This is a genomic window from Promicromonospora thailandica (assembly GCF_024171955.1).
Taxonomy (GTDB): domain Bacteria; phylum Actinomycetota; class Actinomycetes; order Actinomycetales; family Cellulomonadaceae; genus Promicromonospora; species Promicromonospora thailandica.
On the sequence record NZ_JAMTCS010000001.1, the window covers coordinates 105,426 to 128,598 of the forward strand.

Consider the following 23,173-nt stretch of genomic DNA (forward strand, 5'->3'; position numbering starts at 1 on the left):
CAGTGACTGATGTCAGCCACAGACATCACCGTACGCCCGAAGTCAGTCGCTGTCATCACCTAGACTGGACCCATGGCGCGATGGCAACCCGGCACTCGGGGACGGCTGCAGGACGCAGCCCTGGAGCTCTTCGCGAGCCGCGGCTACGAGCAGACGACGGCCGCCGAGATCGCGCGGTCGGTCGGCCTCACGGAGCGCACGTTCTTCCGGCACTTCAGCGACAAGCGCGAGGTGCTGTTCGGCGGTCAGGAACGACTGACGGAGGCGTTCGTGCGCGGTATCGAGGCGGCGCCGGACGACGCGACACCGATGGAGGCGGTCGGCGACGCGCTGGACGTGGCCACCGGCCTGTTCCCGGACGACATGCGCCCGCACTCCCGGCTGCGCCAGACCGTGATCGACCAGCACCCGGCGCTCCAGGAGCGTGAGCGGCACAAGATGTCGGGCGTGGCCACGACCATCGGCGACGCGCTGCGGGCGCGCGGCGTCGGCGAGCCCGCGGCAACTCTCGCCGCGGAGTCGGCGAGCACGGTGTTCGGTATCGCGTTCAGCCAGTGGATCCAAGACGGCGAGAGCCGCTCGCTCGGGGACATCTCCCGCGCGGTGCTGGCCGAGCTGCGGGACCTGACGGGCGCCGACCGCGCGCCCCGCTGAGATCTGGGGTCCCGGCAGGTTCCGGCACCTGTGACGTGCGCTGAGATCTGGGTTCCCGGGCCCGAGACCCACGCCGAGATCTGGGGTCCCGTCGCCGAGATCTGGTGTTGCCGTCGAGATCTGGCCGTGCGCCACCAGATCTCAGCGCGGGCACCAGATCTCACCGGCGCAGCACCAGATCTCAGCACAGCGGCACCGGCGGGCCGCAGCGCAGCACCAGATCTCAGCAGAGCCGCACCAGCCGGCCGCAGCGCAGCACCAGATCTCAGCAGAGCCGCACCAGCGGGCCGCAGCGCAGCACCAGATCTCGGCACAGCGGCACCGACCGGCCGTAGCCCAGCGCGCCAGATCCGCCGTCAGGCGGCCGCCCGGGGCGTCAGCGGAGGGCCTCCAGGTCCGCCGTGTGGATCGTCTCCTCGTCGACGTAGCACCAGCCCCACCCCTCGCCCGGCTCGACCGAGCGCATGAGCGGGTGCCCCGTGGCCTCGAAGTGCGCCGTCGCGTGCTTGGCGGGCGACGAGTCGCAGCAGCCCACCTGACCGCACACCAGGCAGCTGCGCAGGTGCACCCAGGTGCCGCCCAGGGCCACGCACTCCGGGCACGCGTCCCGGTTCTCCGGTTCGAGGACGGCGACCTGGTCCAGGTGCGTGCAGTCGGTGCTCATCGTCGGTGTCCTCACGTCGGTCCGGTCGTCTGCGGCGGCGCACCGCCGTCCGCTCCTGCCGCGATTCTAGGCCGGGCGACGATGCCGCGGGCGAGCGGACGTCAGTGGTCTGCGAACAGGCCGCTGTACGCGTTCAGCGCGGGCTGGCCGCCCAGGTGCGCGTAGAGCACGGTGCTGTCGGCGGGGATGTCTCCGCTGGTCACGAGGTCGACCAGGCCGGCCATCGACTTGCCCTCGTAGACGGGGTCGAGAATCACGCCCTCGAGCCGCCCGGTGAGCCGGATCGCGTCCAGCGTCGACTCCACGGGGATGCCGTACTCGTCCCCGGCCCAACCGGGCAGCACGGTGATCTCGTCGTCGCGCAGGGGGCGCTCCACGCCGATGAGCCCGGCCGTGGCGCGCGCGATCCGGGCCACCTGGTCGCGGGTCTCGGCGAGCTTCGCGCTGGCGTCGATGCCGATCACGCGCCGCGGCCGCCCGCCCGCCTCCTCCAGCGCGGCGAACCCGGCGATCATGCCCGCCTGCGTGGAGCCCGTGACCGCGCAGACGACCACGGTGTCGAAGAAGACGCCCAGCTCGCGCTCCTGCTCCTCGACCTCGTGGGCCCACCGCGCGAACCCGAGGCCGCCCAGCCGGTGGTCGGACGCGCCGGCCGGGATCGCGTACGGTGTGCCGCCCCGCTCGACGACCTCCTCGATCGCGCGCGCCCAGGAGTCCTTGAACCCGATGCCGAACCCGGCCGGGTCGAGCCGCACCTCGGCGCCCATGATCCGGCTCAGCATGATGTTGCCGACGCGGTCGGCCACGGAGTCGGGCCAGCTCACCCAGTTCTCCTGCACCAGCACGGCCTTGAGCCCGAGCGACGCCGCGACCGCCGCCACCTGGCGCGTGTGGTTGGACTGGTAGCCCCCGATCGACACGAGCGTGTCGGCACCCTGGGCGAGCGCCTCCGGCACCAGGTACTCGAGCTTGCGGGTCTTGTTGCCGCCGTAGGCGAGTCCGGCGTTGCAGTCCTCGCGCTTGGCCCAGATCGCGGCGCCGCCGAGGTGCGCGGTGAGGCGCGGCATGAGGTGCACGGGACTCGGCCCGAACGTCAGCGGGTGGCGCGGGAAGTCGGACAGGGCCATGGATGCTCCTCAGGCAGGGCGGAATGTCGGCATGCAATATATTGCATGCCCTTCGATGCCCCTGGCAAGGACCCGCACGTCAGGAGCGCGCGCGCCGCAGCGCCCGGCCCGGGCGGTCGGACGTGCGTACACCGTCCTCGACCACGGGCGTCCCGCCCACGAGCACCCACGGGATGCCCGCGGCCGTCCGGCGCGGCTGGTCCGGCGTCGCGCGGTCGGCCACCCGGTCAGGGTCGAAGACGACCAGGTCGGCCACGAACCCCTCGGCCACCCGGCCGCGGTCGCGCAGCCCGAGCCGGGCGGCGGGGCGCGCCGCGAGGTGCACCACCATCTCCGCGAGCGAGAGCACCCCCTCCTCGCGCACGTACCGGCCGAGGTAGCGCGGGAACGTCCCCGCGGCCCGCGGGTGCGGCTTCGCGCCGACGAGGATGCCATCGCTGCCCCCGGTATGCCGGCGGTGCCGCATGATCTCGCGCACGTTCTGCTCGTCGCCCACGTGCTGCAGGATGCTGGTGCCCAGCCGGTCGGCGAGCAGCAGCTCGAAGAACACCTCGGCCGGCGCACGGCCCTCGTCCCGCGCGATCCGCGCGACCGTGCGGCCCACCCGGTCGCCGAGCGCGTCGTCGCGCACGCCCGCGATCTCGATCGTGTCCCAGTCGACGGGCACGCCGTGGCAGCCGTCGCTGCCCACGACCTCGACCTCGTGGGCGATCCGGGCCCGCTCGGCGGGGTCGCGCAGCCGCGCGAGGGTCCGCTCGGGACCGCCCGCCGCGGCACGGCTCGGCAGCAGCGCCGAGAGCGTCGTCGAGCCGGGCAGGTACGGGTAGGAGTCCAGCGTGACGTCGACCCCCGACGCGATCGCCTGGTCCACCAGCGCGAGCAGCTCGCCGGCGCGCCCGCGGTTCTCGGGGAAGTTCATCGTGGCGTGGGTGAGGTGCAGCGCGCACCCGGCCCGGCGGGCGACGTCGACCATCTCCGCGTACGCCGCCAGCGCACCGGCACCGTAGGAGCGCTGGTGCGGGGCGTAGAAACCACCGTGCCGCGCGACCACCTCCGCGAGCGCGACCAGCTCGTCGGTGTCGGCGAAGATGCCCGGCACGTACGTGAGCCCCGACGACATGCCGAACGCGCCGTCGCGCATCCCCTGGTCCACCTGCGCCCGCATCTCGGCGATCTCGGCAGGCGTGGCCCTCCGGTCCTCCGTGCCGACGACGTTCATGCGGACCGTCCCCTGCGGCACCAGGTAGGCCACGTTGGTCGCGCTGCCCCGGCGGTCCACCTCCGCGAGGTACTCCGCCACGGTGCGCCACGCGAAGCCGACGCCCGCCGGCTCGCCGTTCCAGCCCGCGATCTGCTCACGGACCGTCGCCATGGTCGTGTCCGTGACGGGGGCGTACGACAGCCCGTCCTGGCCCACCACCTCGGTGGTCACGCCCTGCGTCACCTTGGCGAGGTGGTCGCCGTCGGCCAGGACGGCGAGGTCGGAGTGCGCGTGCATGTCCACGAAGCCGGGGGCGACGGCCAGGCCGTCGGCGTCGACCACGCGCGCGCCGGGCGCGTCGACGCGCCCGCCCACGCGCGCGATCCGGCCGGAGCGCACCAGCACGTCGCCGCGCACGGGCTCACGCCCGCTCCCGTCGACCACCAGTCCCCCGCGCAGCAGCAGCTCGTCGCTCATCGGGCCATCGTCCTCCACGCCGGCCGGTGCGCTCAGACGGCGTCCACCCGTACCAGCTCGCGCACGCCGCGCGCCTCCAGCGCGGCCGGGTCGGCAGCGGTCGCGCTCGTCACGACGGCGACCGGCACGCCGTCCTCCCGGAGCGTGTGCCACCGCTCGAAGACGGCGCCGCCCGGGCCCAGCGCGGGGCGCGACGCCGGCAGGTCGTCCGCGTCGACGTCGACCACCACGGCCACCGTGCGCTCGGGAGCCGCCGGCGTGGACCGCCGGGCGTCGGTGATCAGCTCGGCGAAGCGGTGGCCCAGCGGCTTGACCCGGTTCTCGGTGTCGAGCAGGCCGAGCGAGTACTCCAGGTCCTTGTAGTCGGCCAGGTCGCGCGTCACGTCGTGCGAGCACCACCAGGTGATCGCGTACAGGTCGCGCGTGGTCAGCGCCGCCTCGACGGTGCGCGTGCAGAACTCGGGCATCTCGGTCTCGGCGAGGTTCATCGAGGGGGCGCCGACCTCCTGCAGCCACACGGGCCGCCCGGGATCGGTCGCGAACGCCTTCGACAGCTCGATCATCCACTCGGCGTGCCGCACCGACTGCGGCGACAGCGCGCCGTAGGTGGCCGCCGTGCCGTTGAAGATCCAGGAGTGCACGGTCGTCACGTCGCCCAGCCGCGCGGCGTGCACGGGGTGGAACGGGTGCTCGTCGCGGTACCAGAGGTGGTCGTTCTCGCTGTGCACCACCAGGTGGCGCGGGTCGCGGTCGCGCGGGGCACCCAGCAGCGAGCCGAGCCAGTGCGTCACCTCGGCGGGCTTGGCCGGCATGGCCGCGGGGTTGGGCCGCTGGAACTGGTTGAGCTCGTTGCCGAGGGTCAGGCCCAGGAAGTTCGGCTTCTCGCGCACCGCGTCGTACACCGCCGCGACGAGCGCCGCCTGGGCGTCGATCGCCGGCTGGTCGGTGAACATGTTGCCGTCGTGCCAGTTGACCAGCCACGCGGGCACGAAGTCGAAGCCGGACATGTGCCCCTGGATCACGTCGACCGCGACGTCGAGGCCGACCTCGGCGGCGAGATCCGTCACGAGCGCGACGTCGTCCAGCGCCCGCTGCCGGATCAGGGTGCGGTTGGGCTGCAGCACCGGCCACAGGGGGAACACCCGCACGTGGTCGACGCCGAGCCCGGCGATCGCCTCGAGGTCGGCGCGGACGGCGTCGGCGTCGACGGCCATCCACTGGAACATCCAGTCCTGCGACGGGGTGTAGTTGACGCCGAAGCGCGGCGGGGTGGTGTTCAAGGATCCCTCTCTCGGTCGGGGCACTCAGCTCGGGACGGACGACGGCGCCGCCGTCGACTCGCGGGTGCGCAGGCGGCGGCCGGTCACGGTCTGCGACGCGGCGGGCTCGCCCCGGACCAGCCGCTCCAGCAGCGCGACGGCGGTACGCGCGCTCTCCTCGACCGGGGCGTCGAGGGCGGTCAGGCGCGGGCGCACCAGCGTGGAGACCCAGGAGTCCTCCCACGCGACGACCGACAGCTGCTCCGGCACGCGCACCCCCAGCTCGGGGGCGTGCGCGACGATCTCCGCGGCGATCACCTCGCTGTCCACGAGGATCGCCGTCACGCCGTCGAGGCGGTCGAGCAGGTGGGCCACGGGGTCGGCGGCCGCGGCGTCCCAGACCGCGTACGTCGGTTCGATGCCCTGGTCGCCCGCGGCCTCGGCGAAGCGCTCGTCGCGCGCACGGGTGTGCGCCAGGCCCGGGGCGTCGTTGACGCGTGCGACCCGCCGGTGGCCCAGCTCCGCGAGGTGGGCCAGCACCGTGGCGAACGCGGCGTCGTCGCCCACGGTCACCGCGGGGACGGCGGGGTCGACGGACGCGCCGAGCACCACGGCCGGTGCGCCGATCTGCTGGACGAGCGCCAGGCGCGGGTCGTCCGTGCGCACGTCGACGAGCAGGAAGCCGTCGACGCGCTGCTCGGCCCACCACTCGCGGTACACGCGCGCCTCGTCGTCGACGGCGACGAGCGTGAGCGACAGCGACCAGCCGATGTCGGCCAGGGGCTGCGTGAGCCCGGCGAGCAGGCGCATGAAGAACGGGTCGCGACCGAAGGTGTCGCTCGCACGGGCGATCACCAGGCCGAGGCTGCGCCCGCCGCCGCCCGACACCTTGCGGGAGGCGTAGTTGGGGCGCCAGTTGAGCTCGTCGGCGGCCCGGCGGATGCGCTCGGCGGTGGCCGCCGACACGTTGGGCCGGCCGTTGAAGACGTGCGACACCGCGGACGGCGACACGCCTGCGCGGCGGGCGACGGCGGCGATGGTCGCGCGTTTCGGGGAGGTCTCGGACGTCACGACCCCGACACTAGGGGGTTGACCCTCCAAAGTAAAGCGGTATACATTCGCCGCCAGCCAGATTGTGTAGCGCTTTACACGCCAGTTTCCCGGGCTCGGCACGCCGACGTTCCCCGCCCGCTCGACCGATACACCGCAGTTCCGGATCGACAGCTCCAGGAGGTCCCGTGACACCGGGCACGACACAGGGCGGCACGCCCGGCAACTCGCACGGCATCACCCGCCGCACCCTGCTGGGCGCGGCGCTCAGCGGCGGCCTCATCACGCCGCTGCTGGCCGGCTGCGGCGCGCTCGTGCCCGCGTCCAGCGGTGCGGGCACCCTGAGCGTCCACACCCAGATCAGCGGCGCCGTCGCGGGCGCCCAGACGTTCGCCGACGTCGTGGCCGCCTACCAGCGCGACACCGCACGGCGGGTCGCGCTGCTCAAGAACGGCTCCGACCTGCCCATCGTCTTCGAGACGAGCACGCTGGCCGGCAAGGAGGCCGACGTCGCCGTGGTCAACATGATGGGCCGCACGCTGTCCTGGACCCGGCTGGGCGCCACCGTCCCCGTGAACGACCACCTGGACGAGTGGGGCCTGCGCGACCTGATCATCCCCGAGGCGCTGGCGGAGTGGACCGACGACGAGGGCCGCCTGCGCGCCTTCCCGTTCACCCGCACCAACTGGCCGGTGTCCTTCAACACCGCGCTGCTGGAGGAGGCTGGCGTCGGCGCGATCCCGACCACGTCGGACGAGCTGGTCGCCGCCGCCGACGCGCTGCGCTCGCACGGCATCGGCCCGGTGACCGTGGGCGGCTCGGACTGGAGCGGCCAGAAGCTGTTCCTCCAGGTCATCCAGGGTTTCATCAGCCAGGACGAGGCGCGCACCGTGTTCTCCACGGGCAAGATCTCCGAGAGCGCCGGGGCCGTCAAGGGCGTCGAGCACTTCGTCGAGCTGCGCGACGCCGGCGTGTTCGTCGACAACGTCCAGGGCTACACGTCCGACTCGGAGCTCACGCAGTTCAACACGCGCAAGGCCGCCGTCGTCCCCGCCATGTCGTCCGCGCTGGCACTCGTGCCGGCCGAGCGCGCGGCCGAGGTGACCGTCGGCGGGTGGCCCGTGCCGTCGAGCGGCGGTGTGCTGGAGCGCCCGAGCGTGATCCAGAGCTACAACGGGCACGGCATCTGGATCAGCGAGAACGGCGCGCGGAAGCTCGACCTCGTCCGGCCGTTCGTCCAGCACCTGTACAGCGCCGAGGTCACGGACCGGTTCATCCTCGAGTCCGGGCGCGACATGAGCCGGGTCACCGACACCGTGAGCCAGGACTTCCCGCTGGTCGCGCAGGCGTCCCGGCTCACGACCGACCAGGTCACCCCGGTGATGCTGCCCGACCTGCTCATCCCCGACGCCGTGTTCGAGCCGATGATCCAGGCCACCGCGCTGGCCTACGGCACGGCCCCCGCCGACCGCATCATCGACGCCTTCGAGAAGTCGTACCAGGCGGTCTGACCGCCCGCCCCGGACCTGTGCGCCCGGGGCCCCCGAGCCGGGAAAGGACCCCGCCCATGACCGCCCTCCTCGACACCGACGGGCCACGCACCGCCGTCGGCGCGCCACCACCCGCCGTCCGCCGCCGCGGCACGCTCCGCGAGCGGTTCCCCGGCCTCGCCCTGCCCGCGCTCGTCTGGTACGCGGTGTTCATGATCGGGCCCGTGGTCGCGATGTTCGTCATCGCGTTCCTCTCCTGGCCGGGCATGCTCACCACCCCGACCCCGGCGGGTCTCGACAACTTCGCCCGGGTGCTGACCGACGAGACCTTCTGGACCGCCACCGCGAACTCGGCCGTCCAGATCGTCGTCGGCCTGCCGGTCATGATCGCGCTCGCCTTCCTGCTCGCGTTCTACGCGGTGCAGAAGCCGCGGGGGCACCGCGTGCTGCGGTACCTGCTGTTCATCCCCGCCCTCATCTCCGCGCCGGCCACCGCCATGGTGTTCTACGCGATGCTCAACCCGGACGGCCTGGTCAACGGGTTCCTGCGCCCCCTCGGCCTGGAGGGCAACGAGTGGCTCGCCGACCCGGCCACCGCGCTCGGCGCCATCATCGCCGTCGAGCTGTGGAGCGGCATCGGCTACTCGGCGGTGCTCATCGCCTCGCGGCTCGACGGCGTCGAGGGCGAGATCGTGCAGGCCGCGCGGCTGGACGGGGCCGGCGACTGGCGGCTGGCCTGGCGCGTGTACTGGCCCATCGCGCAGGACTTCATCGGCGTGGTCGCGATGCTGCAGTTCCTGTCCATGCTGTTCAACTCGGCGCAGACCGTGCTGCTGCTCACGCAGGGCGGGCCCGAGAACGCGACCACGACGCTCGCGTACCTCATCTATCGCAAGGCGTTCGTCGAGACCGACCTGGGGTACAGCCAGGCCGTCGGCGTCGTGCTCTTCGTGATCGGCCTGGCCGGGATGTGGGCCATCCGCCGCCTGCTCCGCGCCACGCACTGATCCCCGATCCCGCCCAGGAGAACCCATGGCCCAGCGCACCGCCCTCCCCCTGCGCGACCGCATCGGCTCGATCACGAGCGGCACGCTCGCGTGGATCTACGCCGCCCTGCTGGTCGTGCCCTTCTACTACTTCATCGTCTCGGCGTTCAAGACGAACGAGGAGATCTTCGAGTCGCCCCTCGCCCTGCCGACGACGTTCGACCTGACCAACGTCACGACCGCGATCCGGCAGGCCGACCTCGGGCTCGCCGTCGCGAACTCCGTGCTCACCACGGTCGCGGCGCTCGTGCTCACGCTGCTGCTCGCGCTGCCCGCGGCGTTCGCACTGGCGCGGTCCACGGGGCGCGCCGGCAAGGTGGTCGAGGGCGTCTTCGCCCTGGGCTTCCTCATCCCGTCGTTCGCCGCGCTGTTCCCGACGTTCCTGCTCGCCGCGGCCCTCGGCCTGTTCCACACCCGCACGTTCGTGGTGTTCCTCCTGCCGGCGACGGCGCTGCCGCTGTCGATCGTCATCCTCACCTCGTTCATGCGCACCATCCCGCGCGAGCTCGAGGAGGCCGCGTCCATGGACGGCGCCTCCCCGCTGCAGGTGCTGCGCCAGGTCTACCTGCCCATCTGCGTGCCGGGCATCGCGACCGTGCTGCTGCTCAACTTCCTCTCCTTCTGGAACGCGTACCTCTACCCGCTGATCCTGATCGGCCCCGACACCGCGCAGCGCACCATCCAGGTGGCCCTGCCCACCCTCAAGGTCGACGCCGGCACGGACTACGGCGTGCTCATGGCGGGCACGCTCTTCACGCTGCTGCCGGTCTACCTCGTGTACACGCTGCTCCAGCGTCAGATGCAGCGTGCGCTCCTGTCGGGCGCGGTCAAGGGATGACCCGCCCCGACCCGAGCGCGGCGGCGCTCCCGCTCCGCACCCGCATCGGTCAGGTGAACCAGCGGCTCAAGGGCTGGGAGGCGGTGCGGTGGGTCGACGGCGCTCCCCGCGTCACCGACGTGCTGCGCCGCGAGGTGGACCGCTGGGGCGGCCTCGGGGCGGTGTACGGCGTACTGCGCGCCGACCCCTGGTCCGCCGTGCACTGGGGCAACGGCGTGCCGCCCGAGCGCAGCGCCGAGGCCTACGCCGCGGTCCAGGACCACGTGACCGCGTACGGCGACGGCATCCCCGTGCTGTTCGTCGAGGAGGCGCCGCACGGCCTCATGGCGCTCGGCGGCACCACGCTGCCGGTGAACCTCGCGCTGGGCGCCGGCATGGACGCCGACCTCACCGAGGAGCTCGCCGCCGCCGTGGCCGCCGAGGCCCGGGCGCGCGGCACGCACGTCGCGCTCGTCTCCGGGCTCGACGTGCTGCGTGACCCGCGTTGGGGCCGCGCCGAGGAGTGCTTCTCGGAGGACCCGGCGCTGGCCGCCGCGCTCGTGGCCGCCACGGTGCGCGGCATGCAGGGCACGACGTCGGCGAGCGACTCCATCGACGCGGCACACGTCGCCGTCGTCGCCAAGCACCTGGCCGGCCAGGGGGCGGGCATCGGCGGGCGGAACGGCTCGGGTGCGCCCGTCGGACGGCGGGAGCTCGGCGAGATCCACCTGCGCCCCGCCCACGCCGCCGCCCGCGTGGGCGTCGCCGGGTTCATGGCCGCGTACAACGACGTCGACGGCGTGCCGTGCAGCGCGAACGAGGAGCTGCTCACCGGCACGATCCGCGAGCGCTGGGGCTGGGACGGCGTGGTCATGGCCGACGGCACCGCGATCGACCGCCTCCGCGACAGCGCGCCGGACCCGGCCCGCTCCGCCGCGCTCGCCCTGCGGGCCGGGGTGGACCTCAGCCTGTGGGACGAGGCGTTCACCCACCTGGGGACCGCGATCGAGCGGGGCCTGGTCGACGAGGCGGTGCTCGACCGGGCGGTCGGCCGGGTGCTGGGGCTCAAGCGGCGGCTGGGGCTGCTCGGGGCGGTCGGCGGCGACGCTCCAGAGGACCCCGCACCCGTGCCCGCGCGCGACGTCGTCGCGCTCGCCGGGCGTGCGGCCCGCCAGGCGGTCGTCGTGGTCGACGACGACGGCGTGCTGCCCCTGCGGCCCGGTCAGACGCTGGCCGTCGTGGGCCCGAACGCCGACGACCTCGACGCCCAGCTCGGCGACTACACGCCCCCGCGCCCCACGCCGGACCCGGCGGCCTCGACCGTGCTGACCGCGCTCGCCGCGCGGTTCGGGGCCGACCGCGTACGGCACGCCACGGGCAGCCGGCTGCGCGGCCCGCTCGACGGCCCGACCGGCGGGTCCGGGGCGCTGGACGAGGTGCGGGCCGCCGCCGGCGGCGCGGACGTCTGCGTGGCGGTGCTCGGCGGTACCAGCCGACGCACCTACGAGGACGAGTTCGCCGACAACGGCGCGGTCGCCGGGCCCGCACCCGACACGACGAACGGCGAGGGCGTGGACCTGTCCTCGGTCGCGCTCCCGGAGGCGCAGCTCGACGTCGTCCGCGCGGCACGGTCCGCGGGGGTGCCCGTGGTCGCCGTCGTGCTGGACGGGCGCCCGCGCGCGCTCACGGCGCTGCGCGAGCTGGTGGACGCGCTGGTGGTGGTCCCGTTCCCCGGCCCGTCGGGGGGCGAGGCGGTCGCTGCCGCGCTGTGCGACGGCACCGCGTCGGGACGCCTGCCCGCGACGTTCCCCGCGGCGGACGGCGTGCTGCCCGTGGCCCACGACGAGCGGATGGAGACGGCGCGCGGGTACGTCGACGTGGACGTGCTGCGGCGGCTGCCGCTCGGCACGGCGCTGCTGCCGGACGTGGCGTTGCGGCTGCGCGGCGCAGAGCCTGCGACCGTGCCGGCAGCCGGGCTGGCCGACGGTGCCGCGCTGCGGCTGGTCGTCGACGTCACCAACGCCGGGACGGTCCCGCGGTCCCTGTCGGTGCCGCTGTATGGGCGCCGGCACGAGCCCGGCATCCGGCCACGCCGTCGGCAGCTGCTCGCCGTGCGGCGCGCCACCGTGCCCGCCGGCGGCACCGCCGCCGTACCCTTCGACCTGGGCCTGGACGAGCTCGGCTCGTGGGCGAGCGGCGAGCCCGTCGCCGCCCCCGTCACCCTCAGCGTCTGGTGCACGCCAGAACCAGACCCGCCGTCCGACGCCCGCACGGTCCGCGTGACCGACCAGAACGGAGCCACCCCATGGGAGCGATGACGCGACCCACGCTCGATCCCGCCGTCACCGCGACCGTGCGCGCTGCCGCCGACCGGGTCCGCGCGACGTCCGGGCCGCGTGTCGGCGACCTGGTCGAGTCCGCGCTGCTGCGCACGCTGACCGACACGGTCACGGTCGGCGAGGACGGCACCGCCTTCGTCATCACGGGCGACATCCCGGCCATGTGGCTGCGCGACTCGACCACCCAGCTCACGCCGTACCTGCGGTTCCTGACCTCGTGCCCACCGCTGGCCGACCTGGTGGCCGGCGTCGTGCGGCGGCAGCTCGCCTGCCTCGACCACGATCCGTATGCCAACGCGTTCAACGACGGCCCCACGGGCGCGCACTACGACCCGGACGACGTGTGCGACGACCCGCATGTCTGGGAGCAGAAGTACGAGATCGACAGCCTCGCCTACCCCGTGACGCTGCTGCACACCCTGTGGCGCGCCACCGGCCGCACCGACGTGCTCGACGAGCGCGCCCACCGGGTGCTGCGCACCGTCGTCGACCAGCTCCGTGCCGAGCAGGACCACGACACGTCGCCGTACCGGTTCCGGCGCGACACCGACATCCCGACCGAGACGCTGGCCCGCGACGGCCGCGGCACACCGGTGGGCCGGACGGGTATGAGCTGGAGCGGGTTCCGCCCCTCGGACGACGCCTGCACCTATGGCTACAACGTCCCGGCGAACCTGTTCGCGGCGCAGGCCCTCCTCGCCGTCGGCGAGCTGGCCGCCGACGTGCTCGGCGACCAGCCCCTGGCGGACGACGCGCGTGCCCTCTCGCGTGAGCTCGTCGCGGGTGTCGAGGAGTTCGGGGTGGTCGGGGTCCCGGGCGGTCCGGACGGCCGCCGCATGTACGCGTACGAGGTGGACGGGCTCGGCGGCGTGCTGCGCATGGACGACGCGAACACCCCGTCGCTGCTCTCCCTGCCGCTCCTCGCGCCCGACGTGCTCGACGCCGAGGTCTGGCGGACCACCCGCGCTGTCGTGCTGAGCCCCGCCAACCCGTACTGGTACAGCGGCTCGGCGGCGAGCGGCGTCGGCAGCCCGCACACGCTCCCGGGCCGGGTCTGGCCCATCGCGCTGGCCGTCGAGGGACTCACGGGCACGGCCGAGGACCGCGTGCGCATCCTCGACCTGCTCGCGCGGACCGACGGCGGCACGGACCGCATGCACGAGTCGTTCGACGTGTCGGACCCGACCGCCTACTCCCGGCCGTGGTTCTCCTGGGCGGACTCGATGTTCTGCGAGCTGGCCCTCACGGTCGCGGACGACGCCGACGCCCGTCGATCCTGAGGACCACCGTGCCGCGGGGCGCGTCTTGTCTTTTCGCCGGGTGCCGGCTGGGCTGAATCTCGTGCACCTGAGCAAGCCCGGATCACGCTGTGCCTCATTGTTCGGCTCAACCGAACTGCGTGCGGTCAGGCCGGACACAGTCGAGCGCTGCCGGCACCCCCACGAGACGCTCGGCGACGCGCCGGGGCGCTCGCCCTCAGCGACGCTCCTGGTACGGGAGCACCACACGGTTGACGACCAGGAGGCCCGCCGCCGCCACGGGGACCGCGACGAGGGCGCCCAGGATGCCGCCCAGCGCCGCACCCGCGAGCGCCGCGACGATGACCAGCGCGCCGGGCAGCGCGACGGCGCGGCTCATGACGCGCGGCGCGAGCACGTAGGCCTCGACCTGCATGTAGATGAGCAGGAGCGCCGCGACGACGACGGCGGTGACGGGGCCGACCGTGAGGGTGGCGAGCACCACCAGGATGGAGCCGATGACGGTGCCGACGACGGGGATCAGGGCCAGCACGAACGCCATCACGGCGAGCAGGATCGGCGCCGGGCTCCCCGCGAACAGGGTCAGCAGCAGCGTGAACGTCGCGTTGACGGTGGCCAGCGCGAGCTGGCCGGAGACGTACCGGCCCACGGAGTCCAGCACCTCGGTGAGGAGCGAACCGGTCAGGTCGCGGCGGGAGCGCGGCACGAGCCGCAGCAGCCCGGCGACCATGGCGGGCAGCGTGACGGCGAAGTAGATGGTCAGGGCCGCGACGACGACGACGGCGGTGACGCCGTTGATCAGCCCGCTGCCGACCTGGAGCACGCCGCCGGCGATCGCGGTGAGCTGCTGGGGGTCGGTGAGCAGCTCGGTGGCCGACGCGAGCAGGCCGTTGAGGTCGAGGGCCACCAGGTTCTCGGTGACCCACTCGTACCAGGGCTGCCGCGGCAGGTCTCGCAGGGCTCCCACCAACAGGTCCACGAAGATCCCGACCTGCTGCACCGCGAGCGGCAGCACCGTGACGACGAAGAGTGCGATGAGCAGCACGAAGCCCAGGATCGCGACGGCGGCGGCCGCCCAGCGCGGGAGCCCGCGCGCGGCGACGAACCGGATGGCGGGCTCCAGGGCGAGGGCCAGGAACAGGGCGAGCCCGACGTACACGAGCACCGTGGCGACGGCGGCGAGGGCACCGAGGATCGCGACGCCCGCGCCGACGCCGAGGGTGGCGAGCATGGCGTAGCCGAACGGCTGTGCCGGCAGCCCGACGACCGGCTCGCGCCGCCGGACGGCACGAGCACGAGCGACGCGGTGCGGCATGCGGGCCATTCGCCACACAGTACTCAGGTCCAGCGGAAGAACGCGGCTGACACAGCCGCACCGACCACCACCGTTCCCGCGAGCGCGAGCAGGTGCGCCGTGTCGACCGGTGCGCCGACCCAGGCCGCCGCAAGGGCCTCGACCGCGGCACCGAACGGCAGCCACTCCCCCACGGCGGCCAGGGCGGGCGGCAGGGTCGACCGTCCGCCGAACATCCCGCCGAGCGCGCCGAGGGCGAAGAAGCCGATGAGCCCGATCGCCACCGCGGAGTTGGGTGTCGGCGCGACGGCGGCCACGACCATGCCGACCGCGTACATCGCCGCCATGGCCAGCGCGTAGACGCCGAGGGCCGCGGCGAGGTGGGCCGGGGGCCGGGCGCCGAGGACCCCGAATGCGACGGCCAGGGCTCCGGCGAGGCCGACCAGTGCCTGGGCCACGCTCACGACGACCTGTGCGACCAGCACCATGGCCGGGGAGGCCGGAGTGGCGGAGAGTCGGCGCAGCACTCCCGTGCGCCGGTAGTAGGCCAGGAAGCTCGGCATGTTGATCACGCCGATCGTGCCGAGCACGATGGTGAGCACCAGCGGCAGCACGAACACGTCGAGGGCGGTGTAGCCGTCGGCGACGGGCTGCTCGGCGGCCGAGCCGGCGCTCATGACGAGGATCAGCAGGGGCAGCACGACGGGCACCACGAGCCCCGCGGTGTCGCGCACCACCATCTTCGCCTCGCAGACCACGAGGACCAGCCACGACCGGAGGGCGGGCCGGCGGGCGGCCACGGCGTGCACGGTGCTCATTCGACGTCCTCCAGCTGCTTTCCGGTGAGGGTCACGAAGGCGTCGTCGAGGGTGGTCGCCCCGGCCCGGGCGACGAGTCCCGCGGGGGTGTCGGTCGCCACGACACGGCCCGCGTCGAGCAGCACCACCCGGTCGCAGAGCCGCTCGACCTCCTCCATGGCGTGACTGACCAGCAGGACGGTCACACCGTCGTCGCGCAGGCCCTCGACGGTGGCCCACATGCGGCGCCGGGCCCGGGGGTCGAGACCGGTCGTGAGCTCGTCGAGGACCACGAGGCGGGGTGCGCCCGCGAGCGCCAGGGCGATGGAGAGGCGCTGCTGCTGCCCTCCGGACAGCTTCTCGAAGCGGACGTGGCGCTGCCCGTCCAGGCCGACGAGCCCGAGCAGCTCCGCGGCCGGCCGCGGGTGGGGGTAGAAGCTCCGGTAGAGCCCGACGAGCTCGGCGACGGTCAGCGCGCCGTGCAGGTACGCGTCCTGCAGCTGGACGCCGAGCACCTGCCGCACCCGGGCGCGGTCCCGCTGCGGGTCGAGGCCGAGGACGCGGACGGTGCCGCCGTCGGGGCGGCGCAGGCCGGCGATCATCTCGACGGTGGTGGTCTTGCCGGCGCCGTTGACGCCGAGCACGCCGACGATCTCGCCCCGGTGCACGCGCAGGCTGACGTCGTGCACGGCGGTGGTGCCCCGGTAGCGCTTGTGCAGGCGCTCGGCGACGATCGCGGGCGCACCGCTCGGCTCGGCGGATGTTGGTGGGCTCATGGCAGTGACGCTAGGTGTGCCGGGTGCCGCTTCGCCTGTGCCGATGGTCAGGTATCCACAGCATGACTTTCGGCACCTGCCCGCGCCGGGTGTGGACCGTACTGTGGTCGGCATGCGACGACTGGGTACGGATGAGTGGTCGGGACTGGCCATGCTCGCCGTCTCGGTGGGGGTGGGTGCACCGGTGCTGTTCGGTGCCGCGGACCCGGTGATCGCCCGGGGCTGGTGGATCGCCCTGTTCGGGGCGCTGATCGCGGCACTGCTGGTGTCCCTCGCCCTCACCGCGGGGCGGGGGCGGTACGCGGTGTTCGCGACGGCGGTCGCCCTGTCGTGGGCCGTGGTGCTCACGGCGCCGCGGATGGGTCTGCTGCCGATCCTGCTGGTGATCACCGCGGCGCTGAGCGTCTACGTCATGCCGCTGCGCGCCGGTTTCGTCGTGGCCGGGCTGAACACGGTGGTGGTCGCCCTCGTGATGGTCACGGCGCACCGGGGCCTCACGGACACCCTGGTCACGGTCGTGTTCTACCTGCTCATCCAGGTGGCGACGATGCTGAGCTCCGCGACCCTCATCCGGGAGCAGCGGCTGCGGCAGGAGCTGAGCGTGGCGCACGTCGACCTGCAGGCCGCGTCGGCCCTGCTGGCCGAGTCCGCCCGGACCGCGGAGCGGCTGCGCATCTCGCGGGAGCTGCACGACCTCATCGGGCACCAGCTCACGGTCCTGACCCTCGAGCTGGAGGCCGCCCGGCACCGGGAGGGCGACCGGGCGCGCGAGCACATGGAGCGCGCGAACCAGGTGGCGCGGGAGCTGCTGACCGACGTCCGGCACACGGTGGGCGAGCTGCGGACCACGTCCGCGGACCTGGGCGAGACGCTGCGCGGCGTCGTGCGCGACCTGCCCGAGCTGGCGGTGACCGTCGACGTGGAGCGCGAGGTGCGGGTGGACGAGGAGCAGGCGTCGGCGGTGGTGCGCGCCGTGCAGGAGATCGTCACCAACACGCTGCGGCACGCCGAGGCCCGGGCGCTGCGGATCGAGGTCGCGGCGCGGCCGCCCGGGTTCGTCCTGACGGCGTCCGACGACGGGCGGGGGTTCCACGAGCTGGTGCCGGGAAACGGCCTGCGGGGCATGACCGAGCGGTTCGAGGCGCTGGGGGGCGAGGTGGAGCTCGACGGCACGGACGGGTTCCGGGTCACCGCGCGGGTGCCCGCGTGACGCGGGTGGTGGTCGTCGACGACCACACCCTGATGCGGCAGGGCATTCGCACTCTGCTGGAGATCGCGGAGATCGACGTGGTGGGCGAGGCGGACGACGGGCGGTCGGCGCTGGCGGTGGTCGAGGACACGACACCCGACGTCGTGCTGCTGGACCTGCGGATGCCCGGGTACGACGGCCTGTGGACGCTCCGGGCCCTCCGAGACCGCGGCGTCGACATCCCGGTGCTGGTGCTAACCACGTTCGACGACGACGCCCTCGTCCTGGACGCGCTGCGCGCGGGAGCGCGCGGATACCTTCTCAAGGACGTCACCGTCGAGCGGCTGACCGGGGCGGTCCGCACCTTGGCCGGGGGCGGAACCCTCGTCGCGCCGTCCATCACCAGCCGGATGCTGCGCGCGCTGCGCACCCTCCCGGACTCCGCCGGGCCCGACGCGCCGCCCGCCCAGGCGCTGACCGAGCGGGAGCTGGAGGTGTTGCGACTCGTCGCCGAGGGCTGGACCAACCGCGAGATCTCCCGGGCGCTGTGCGTCGTCGAGGGCACCGTCAAGAACCACGTCTCCGCCATCCTCCTCAAGCTCACGGCACGGGACCGGACCAACGCCGTGCTGCGGGCGCTCCACATGGGGATCCTCGGCTGAGGCGCCGGATCGGTAGGGTCGCAGGGTGCGCATCGAGACCGACGGCCGCCCCGCCGAGCCCGGCGACCTGTTCAGCACCTACGGCCACTTCACGGCCATGCAGGTGCGCGGCGGCGGCGTCCAGGGCCTGGCGCACCACCTGGACCGGCTCGACGCCGCGCACCGCGAGCTGTTCGACCGGCCCCTGGCCGGCGACCGGGTGCGGGACCTGGTGCGGCACGCCCTGGCGGGCACGGCGGATGCCTCGGTCCGGGTGACGCTCCGGGACGCCGACCGGGTGCTGGTGTCGGTCGCCCCGCCGAACACCCCGCCGTCCGCGCCGCAGCGCCTGCGGTCGGTGCCCTACCTGCGACCGTTCCCGCACCTCAAGCACCTCGGCGGCTTCGCGCAGCTCGAGTGGGCCCGCCGCGTGCGCCGGGACGGGTTCGACGACGCCCTGCTCACCGGCCCGGACGGCGCCGTCGCGGAGTCCTCGATCGCCAACATCGGCTTCTTCGCGGCGGACGGCTCCGTGGTCTGGCCCGACGCCCCGCAGCTGCACGGCACGGCGATGCGCCTGGTCGAGGCGACGACGCCGTCGTCCCGCCGCCGGGTCCTGCCCGACGACCTGCCCGGGTTCGCCGGGGCGTTCCTGATCAACTCGATCGGTGTGGTCCCGGTCGCCTCGATCGACGACGTCCCCCTCCCGGACCCGGCCCCCCACCTGGCCGCGGTGACGGCTCGTCTCTCGACGATCCCCTGGGACCACCTGTAGGTCGGCCGCGAGAACGACCTGCGGGACGGGATCGGGGCCTGACCCGTCCCGCAGGTCGTTCTCGGACTGTCAGCGGTGGCTAGCCGCAGTACTCGTCCAGCTCGAAGTCGTGCACCACCGTCTGGCCCTTGATGATGCGCGCGTTCTTCGACTCCGGCGGGTACCCCGACGCCGAGCTGAGCAGGCTCAGCCGGTTGTTGGAGACACCCATCCAGCGGGCGTAGCCGCCGTCCTCGCCGGTCACGAGGGTGACGTCGTACTCGGATCCGTCGATGACCACGAACGCGCCCTCCAGGGGCACGGTCTCGTCGTCGCACGTGGCCCCGGTGACGGTGCCCGCGATCTTGCCCCAGCTCGCGGGCGGCGTGACCGACAGCGACACCTGCACCCGCGGCTCGGCGTACGGCGTGCTGCCGTCGGCCACCACCGCGGAGGTGTAGGTGCCCGGCTGGTCCACCCGGCTGCTGTCGAGGTCGAGCAGCACCGTGGCCGACTCGCCCGGGTCCAGCGTGAACGCCGGCGGCTGGACGTCGAGCCACGGCACCTCGACCGTGGTCTCACCGGTCACGTTGAGCACCGTGTGCATGTCGGGGAACCCGAGGTCCGCGACGGTGCTCGGCTCGGGCGTCCCGCAGTCGTCCGAGGCGATGTACGACGGCGCCGTCTCCGGCTCGGCGTTCGAGCCGATGAAGAACTCGCCGGCGGCCCCGATCACCTCGACCACGAGCGTGCTGCCCGCGGGCGCGGTGCCCGTGACCGGCACGTCGACCATGGTGAGGTCCTGCGCCTCGAGGGTCGCGTCCGCGGAGCCGAGCAGGTTCATGTTCGCGTAGACGAACTCCCCGTCCAGCTCGTAGAGGTTGACCGTGACCTCGGTGTCCGTCGCCGTCTCCACGCCGAAGGACACGTTGGTCACCGCGAACTCACCCTCGATGTCGAAGTCCTCGAGGGTGAAGGTGCGCAGGAACTGCGTCGGGCCGGCGAGGCACGCCACGGAGTTGCCCGCCGTGACGTCCTGCGACGACGAGTGGGTGATGGTGGTCCCCTCCGCGAGCAGCACCGGCGGTGCCGCCGGCGTCACCGTGCGGCCGGGCTTGCCGTGGCGGCCGAACCGGTCGTCCTTGGCCGCGGCGACACCCTTGCGGGCGGACGTGCCCGCGGTGCTCACCTCGGTCGTCTCCGACGTGGCGCCCTGGATGACACCCGTGCGGGACGCCGAGCCGAGGATCTCGAAGTCGGACGACGCAGGCGCCACCTCGACGTCCGCGGGCGCGGTGCCCTCGTTCGTCACCGTGAACCGGCCGGACCTGGTGCCGCCGAGCCGCACCTCACGGTTGATCTCGCCCGGCGAGACGGTCAGGAGCGGAGCGGCGAGCTCCACGTCCTGGCGGGTGATCTCGTCGGCCGCCACGGTGACGGTCGCCTCGGTGGCCGCGTAGTCCTTGGCCGTGTAGCCGAGCTGCTGCTCGCCCGCCGAGGTGAACAGCGAGTAGTAGCCCGCACCCACCGTCGGGTTCTCCGGGTCCGCGGACGTCGCGGTCACGTCGCCCGCGGTCACCGTGGCGCCGTTCACGCCGTCACCGGTGTTGAGGTCCTGGACGAACCCGGCCACGAGGCCGCCGTCGACCGGCTCGCACGAGCCGACCCCGACGTTGTCCACCTGCCACCAGAGCGCCCACGCCCCGTCGCCGTAGTGGAACCGGACCTGCACGTCGGACTGGCCGCCCGCGCCCGGGAGCGCCACGACCGTGCGGCCGAGCGCGTCGGACGTCTGGTGCAGCACCGTCTCCCAGGTCTCGCCGCCGTCGAGACTGAGGTCGACGTCGGCGAAGTCGCCCAGCGCACCGTACGACTGGTCGAACGTCAGCAGCGGCTCCTCGAGGCCGCTCAGGTCGAAGGACGGCGACGTGAGCGTCGTGTCCTGCGTCCCGTCCGGACCGTAGCCGTCGCTGTTCACCTCGGCGAACAGGCCCTCGCCGCCGGTCTGGTTGGTCGCGCCGAACCGGTCGTCGAACGTCCAGACCTGCTCGGTGCCGGCCAGGTCCTCGACGGTCCAGCCGTCGGGCACGTCGCCGGACTCGAACTCCTCGGTCGCCCCCGCACCGGACAGGGCGTAGCCCGGCGCGGTGCACTCGGCGAGCACGTCGAGCGCGGCGTCGGCCGTGGTCGGCTCGGTGCCCACCTCGACGTCGCCGGTGAACGTCGCGTACCCCGCGACGGACGGACGCACCACGAGCGTGTGCGTGGACGACTGCGGCAGCTCCAGCGAGTACTCGCCGGTGAACGGGTCGGTCCAGGCCACGACGCTGCTCGGCGCGCCCTGCACGGTGACCCGGGCGTCCAGCGGCCAGCCGTGCTCGCCGCCGTCGGTGACGGTGCCGCTCACGGTGGTCGTCGGTGCGGTCTCCAGCGTGACGTCGAGCGTGGTCTCCTCGCCCTCGGTGACGTCCACCGAGGCCGTCGCGTCCAAGAAGCCGAACGCCGAGACGGTCACGTCGTGCGAGCCCTCCTCGAGGCCGAGGCGGAACGCGCCGGTCGTGTCGGTCGTGTCGGAGCGCTCGCCGGCGACGACCCGTGCCCCGGCCACCGGCTCGCCGTCCGGACCGGTCACGGTCCCGGCCAGGAAGCCGTAGCCGTCGATCGGCGCGTTCTGCACCAGCGCCTGGACGTCGAGCTTGCCCTCGCCCCAGACGTTGTTGTCGGCCGGGGTGCCGCCGCAGGAGTCGTCGTCGACGTCGACCGAGGTCGAGTCGAGGAGCGCCTGGGTGCCCTCGATGTCACCGACCAGGGCCGGCGAGGCGCTCCACAGCAGCGCCACGGCGCCTGCGAGGTGCGGGGACGCCATCGACGTGCCGCTGAACTCGGCGTAGTCACCGCCGGGCACCGACGACCGCACCTCGTCACCGGGGGCGGCGAGGTTCGGCTTGGTCTCGCCCTCGGCACCCGGGCCGCGCGAGGAGAACGCGGCGATCTCGCCGTCCTCCCCGAACGCGCCCGCCGCGTAGGTGGCCACGTTCGCCCCGGGCGACGACGTCGACTGGCAGCCCGCCTGGCCGGCGTTGCCCGCCGCCCACGCCCCGAAGATGCCGGCCGCTTCCCAGGCGTCGATCTCCTCGGCCATGAAGTCGTCGATCAGGCCCGGCTGCTGCTGACCCCACGAGTTGTTCACGATGTGGGGGCGCTGGGCCGGGTCCGGGTCGGAGCCGTCGGCACGCGTCGGGGCCAGGATCCACTGGCCGGAGGCCAGCAGGTCGGCGTCCGAGCAGCTGGCGCAGCCGTTGGCCGCGATCCAGTCCGCGTCGGGCGCGACGCCGATCTGGTTGCCCGCGCCGTCGTCGCCCACCATGGTGCCCATGACGTGCGTGCCGTGGGCGTCGACGTCGCAGGGTGCACCGTCGCAGAAGCCGCCCGCGTCGAACCAGTTGTAGTCGTTGGTCAGGCCCTCGTCGCCCTGGTAGCCACGGTAGTGCTCCAGCAGCGCCGGGTGCTCGACGTCGACGCCGGAGTCGATGTTGGCCACGGTGATGCCCTCACCCGTGTACCCCTCGGCCCAGACCGCGGGGGCGTTGATGGCGTCCAGGCCCCACTCGGTGGCCAGCGGCGCGTTCGCCGTGGGCGCCTTCCGCTCGACCGGCTCGATCTGCTGGGCCGCGAAGCGCTCGTGGACCTGCTTCACCTCGCGGCTGCCGGCCACCTGCTTCGCCAGCTTCGCCGTGCCGTCCTCGACCAGGATCGCGTTGCTGATCCAGTACGACTCGTAGTCGACGCCCGCCGCCTCGAGGTCGGCGACGACACCGGCCTGGGAGGTCTTCGCGGTGCTCGTCAGGGCGTCGTAGACGAACTGGCCGCGCTCGGCCCAGTCCGTGATGTCCTTGGCCGGCTCGAGGTCCGGCGTGTCGGTGAACTGGATCCAGAAGTCCGCGGACTTCTTGGCCTCGAACCGCTGCTGGACCGCGGGAGTGATCTTGTCTGCGGCCTTCTCCGGGGTGTCGGTGCTGGTGACGGCAGGCTGGGGGCCCGTCGTCACCGGAGGGCTCGCGAGCGCTGGTACCGCGCTCACGGTTGCGGCAACGAGAGCGCCGATCGCCGTGAGGGCGATCGGCGCACTTCTGGCTGTCATGCGACCGTGCATTCTTGCCTCCGGGGTGCAAGCGCTCCCAGCCGGGAGCGCGACCACAGGCCCACGAGCGTGCGCCTGGTCACACTCTGGGGACAGCGGGCGAAAAGAGCAACGAAAGTCAGGGAACCACCCATATTCATGGACCGGTCCGCCGCGGCCTCCGGCCGGCGACGCGCGGCAGGTCGCTTCGTCTTCTGC

Annotated in this window: 18 protein-coding genes; 9 read left to right on the forward strand and 9 right to left on the reverse strand. The window is 73.5% G+C overall.

Annotation, left to right across the window (positions count from 1 at the left end):
• Positions 1-72: 72 nt before the first annotated feature.
• On the forward strand, positions 73-654 hold the full coding sequence (locus APR03_RS00545; protein WP_253831716.1) for a TetR/AcrR family transcriptional regulator: 582 nt from the start codon (positions 73-75) through the stop codon (positions 652-654).
• A 376-nt stretch (positions 655-1,030) separates the two neighbouring features.
• On the opposite strand, the gene APR03_RS00550 is transcribed toward APR03_RS00545, so the two are convergent.
• The 5 genes from APR03_RS00550 to APR03_RS00570 form a co-directional block, all read right to left on the reverse strand.
• Complete coding sequence (locus tag APR03_RS00550) at positions 1,031-1,318, reverse strand: UBP-type zinc finger domain-containing protein (protein WP_253831718.1); 288 nt, start codon at positions 1,316-1,318, stop codon at positions 1,031-1,033.
• A 101-nt stretch (positions 1,319-1,419) separates the two neighbouring features.
• The gene (locus APR03_RS00555; RefSeq protein WP_253831720.1) at positions 1,420-2,445 is read right to left on the reverse strand and encodes a 1-aminocyclopropane-1-carboxylate deaminase; all 1,026 of its coding nucleotides are present in this window, start codon (positions 2,443-2,445) and stop codon (positions 1,420-1,422) included.
• 79 nt (positions 2,446-2,524) lie between these two features.
• Positions 2,525-4,123 (reverse strand): N-acyl-D-amino-acid deacylase family protein, encoded by a 1,599-nt coding sequence (locus tag APR03_RS00560; RefSeq protein ID WP_253831723.1) that lies wholly within the window; start codon positions 4,121-4,123, stop codon positions 2,525-2,527.
• A gap of 32 nt (positions 4,124-4,155) precedes the next feature.
• Positions 4,156-5,403, reverse strand: coding sequence for a glycoside hydrolase 5 family protein (locus APR03_RS00565; protein ID WP_253831725.1), 1,248 nt, complete (start codon positions 5,401-5,403; stop codon positions 4,156-4,158).
• Between the two features lie 24 nt (positions 5,404-5,427).
• Positions 5,428-6,453: a LacI family DNA-binding transcriptional regulator gene (locus APR03_RS00570; RefSeq protein WP_253831727.1), complete on the reverse strand. Its 1,026-nt coding sequence runs from the start codon at positions 6,451-6,453 to the stop codon at positions 5,428-5,430.
• A 167-nt stretch (positions 6,454-6,620) separates the two neighbouring features.
• On the opposite strand from APR03_RS00570, the gene APR03_RS00575 reads away from it, so the two are divergent.
• From APR03_RS00575 to APR03_RS00595, 5 genes are read left to right on the forward strand one after another with little or no spacing between them, the layout of a single operon-like run.
• On the forward strand, positions 6,621-7,943 hold the full coding sequence (locus APR03_RS00575) for an ABC transporter substrate-binding protein (protein ID WP_253831729.1): 1,323 nt from the start codon (positions 6,621-6,623) through the stop codon (positions 7,941-7,943).
• Between the two features lie 56 nt (positions 7,944-7,999).
• Entirely contained in the window at positions 8,000-8,929 is a 930-nt protein-coding gene (locus APR03_RS00580; protein WP_253831731.1) for a carbohydrate ABC transporter permease, read from the forward strand.
• Between the two features lie 25 nt (positions 8,930-8,954).
• Entirely contained in the window at positions 8,955-9,806 is an 852-nt protein-coding gene (locus APR03_RS00585; protein WP_253831732.1) for a carbohydrate ABC transporter permease, read from the forward strand.
• Entirely contained in the window at positions 9,803-12,103 is a 2,301-nt protein-coding gene (locus tag APR03_RS00590) for a glycoside hydrolase family 3 protein (protein ID WP_253831734.1), read from the forward strand. Before APR03_RS00585 ends, APR03_RS00590 begins: the two co-directional genes overlap by 4 nt.
• A complete protein-coding gene (locus APR03_RS00595; RefSeq protein ID WP_253831735.1) occupies positions 12,100-13,404 on the forward strand; it encodes a glycoside hydrolase family 125 protein in 1,305 nt (434 codons plus the stop codon). The genes APR03_RS00590 and APR03_RS00595 overlap by 4 nt, the downstream gene beginning before the upstream one ends.
• A gap of 196 nt (positions 13,405-13,600) precedes the next feature.
• Here the strand turns inward: APR03_RS00595 and APR03_RS00600 are convergent, their stop codons facing one another.
• The 3 genes from APR03_RS00600 to APR03_RS00610 are packed head-to-tail and all read right to left on the reverse strand — an operon-like array spanning position 13,601 to position 16,250.
• A complete protein-coding gene (locus tag APR03_RS00600; RefSeq protein WP_253831737.1) occupies positions 13,601-14,707 on the reverse strand; it encodes an AI-2E family transporter in 1,107 nt (368 codons plus the stop codon).
• Positions 14,708-14,721: 14 nt separating this feature from the next.
• Complete coding sequence (locus APR03_RS00605; protein WP_253831739.1) at positions 14,722-15,495, reverse strand: ABC transporter permease; 774 nt, start codon at positions 15,493-15,495, stop codon at positions 14,722-14,724.
• The gene (locus APR03_RS00610; RefSeq protein ID WP_253831741.1) at positions 15,492-16,250 is read right to left on the reverse strand and encodes an ABC transporter ATP-binding protein; all 759 of its coding nucleotides are present in this window, start codon (positions 16,248-16,250) and stop codon (positions 15,492-15,494) included. Before APR03_RS00610 ends, APR03_RS00605 begins: the two co-directional genes overlap by 4 nt.
• A gap of 112 nt (positions 16,251-16,362) precedes the next feature.
• On the opposite strand from APR03_RS00610, the gene APR03_RS00615 reads away from it, so the two are divergent.
• From APR03_RS00615 to APR03_RS00625, 3 genes are read left to right on the forward strand one after another with little or no spacing between them, the layout of a single operon-like run.
• Positions 16,363-17,460 carry a sensor histidine kinase gene (locus tag APR03_RS00615; protein WP_253831743.1) on the forward strand — a complete coding sequence of 366 codons (1,098 nt, stop codon included), beginning with the start codon at positions 16,363-16,365 and terminating at the stop codon, positions 17,458-17,460.
• Positions 17,457-18,101: a response regulator gene (locus APR03_RS25120; protein WP_253831745.1), complete on the forward strand. Its 645-nt coding sequence runs from the start codon at positions 17,457-17,459 to the stop codon at positions 18,099-18,101. The genes APR03_RS00615 and APR03_RS25120 overlap by 4 nt, the downstream gene beginning before the upstream one ends.
• A gap of 25 nt (positions 18,102-18,126) precedes the next feature.
• Positions 18,127-18,855: an aminotransferase class IV gene (locus APR03_RS00625; protein WP_253831747.1), complete on the forward strand. Its 729-nt coding sequence runs from the start codon at positions 18,127-18,129 to the stop codon at positions 18,853-18,855.
• A gap of 79 nt (positions 18,856-18,934) precedes the next feature.
• Here the strand turns inward: APR03_RS00625 and APR03_RS00630 are convergent, their stop codons facing one another.
• A complete protein-coding gene (locus APR03_RS00630) occupies positions 18,935-22,975 on the reverse strand; it encodes a S8 family serine peptidase (RefSeq protein WP_253831749.1) in 4,041 nt (1,346 codons plus the stop codon).
• Between the last annotated feature and the right edge of the window lie 198 nt (positions 22,976-23,173).

What these genes read in the sequence shown, in the direction of transcription:
- APR03_RS00545 (WP_253831716.1), top strand. Translation starts at nt 73, where the DNA reads ATGGCGCGATGGCAACCCGGCACTCGGGGACGGCTGCAGGACGCAGCC.
- APR03_RS00615 (WP_253831743.1), top strand. Translation starts at nt 16,363, where the DNA reads ATGCGACGACTGGGTACGGATGAGTGGTCGGGACTGGCCATGCTCGCC.
- APR03_RS00590 (WP_253831734.1), top strand. Translation starts at nt 9,803, where the DNA reads ATGACCCGCCCCGACCCGAGCGCGGCGGCGCTCCCGCTCCGCACCCGC.
- APR03_RS00600 (WP_253831737.1), bottom strand. Translation starts at nt 14,707, where the DNA reads ATGGCCCGCATGCCGCACCGCGTCGCTCGTGCTCGTGCCGTCCGGCGG.
- APR03_RS00595 (WP_253831735.1), top strand. Translation starts at nt 12,100, where the DNA reads ATGACGCGACCCACGCTCGATCCCGCCGTCACCGCGACCGTGCGCGCT.
- APR03_RS00555 (WP_253831720.1), bottom strand. Translation starts at nt 2,445, where the DNA reads ATGGCCCTGTCCGACTTCCCGCGCCACCCGCTGACGTTCGGGCCGAGT.
- APR03_RS00585 (WP_253831732.1), top strand. Translation starts at nt 8,955, where the DNA reads ATGGCCCAGCGCACCGCCCTCCCCCTGCGCGACCGCATCGGCTCGATC.
- APR03_RS00630 (WP_253831749.1), bottom strand. Translation starts at nt 22,975, where the DNA reads ATGACAGCCAGAAGTGCGCCGATCGCCCTCACGGCGATCGGCGCTCTC.
- APR03_RS00580 (WP_253831731.1), top strand. Translation starts at nt 8,000, where the DNA reads ATGACCGCCCTCCTCGACACCGACGGGCCACGCACCGCCGTCGGCGCG.
- APR03_RS00550 (WP_253831718.1), bottom strand. Translation starts at nt 1,318, where the DNA reads ATGAGCACCGACTGCACGCACCTGGACCAGGTCGCCGTCCTCGAACCG.
- APR03_RS00610 (WP_253831741.1), bottom strand. Translation starts at nt 16,250, where the DNA reads ATGAGCCCACCAACATCCGCCGAGCCGAGCGGTGCGCCCGCGATCGTC.
- APR03_RS00605 (WP_253831739.1), bottom strand. Translation starts at nt 15,495, where the DNA reads ATGAGCACCGTGCACGCCGTGGCCGCCCGCCGGCCCGCCCTCCGGTCG.
- APR03_RS00560 (WP_253831723.1), bottom strand. Translation starts at nt 4,123, where the DNA reads ATGAGCGACGAGCTGCTGCTGCGCGGGGGACTGGTGGTCGACGGGAGC.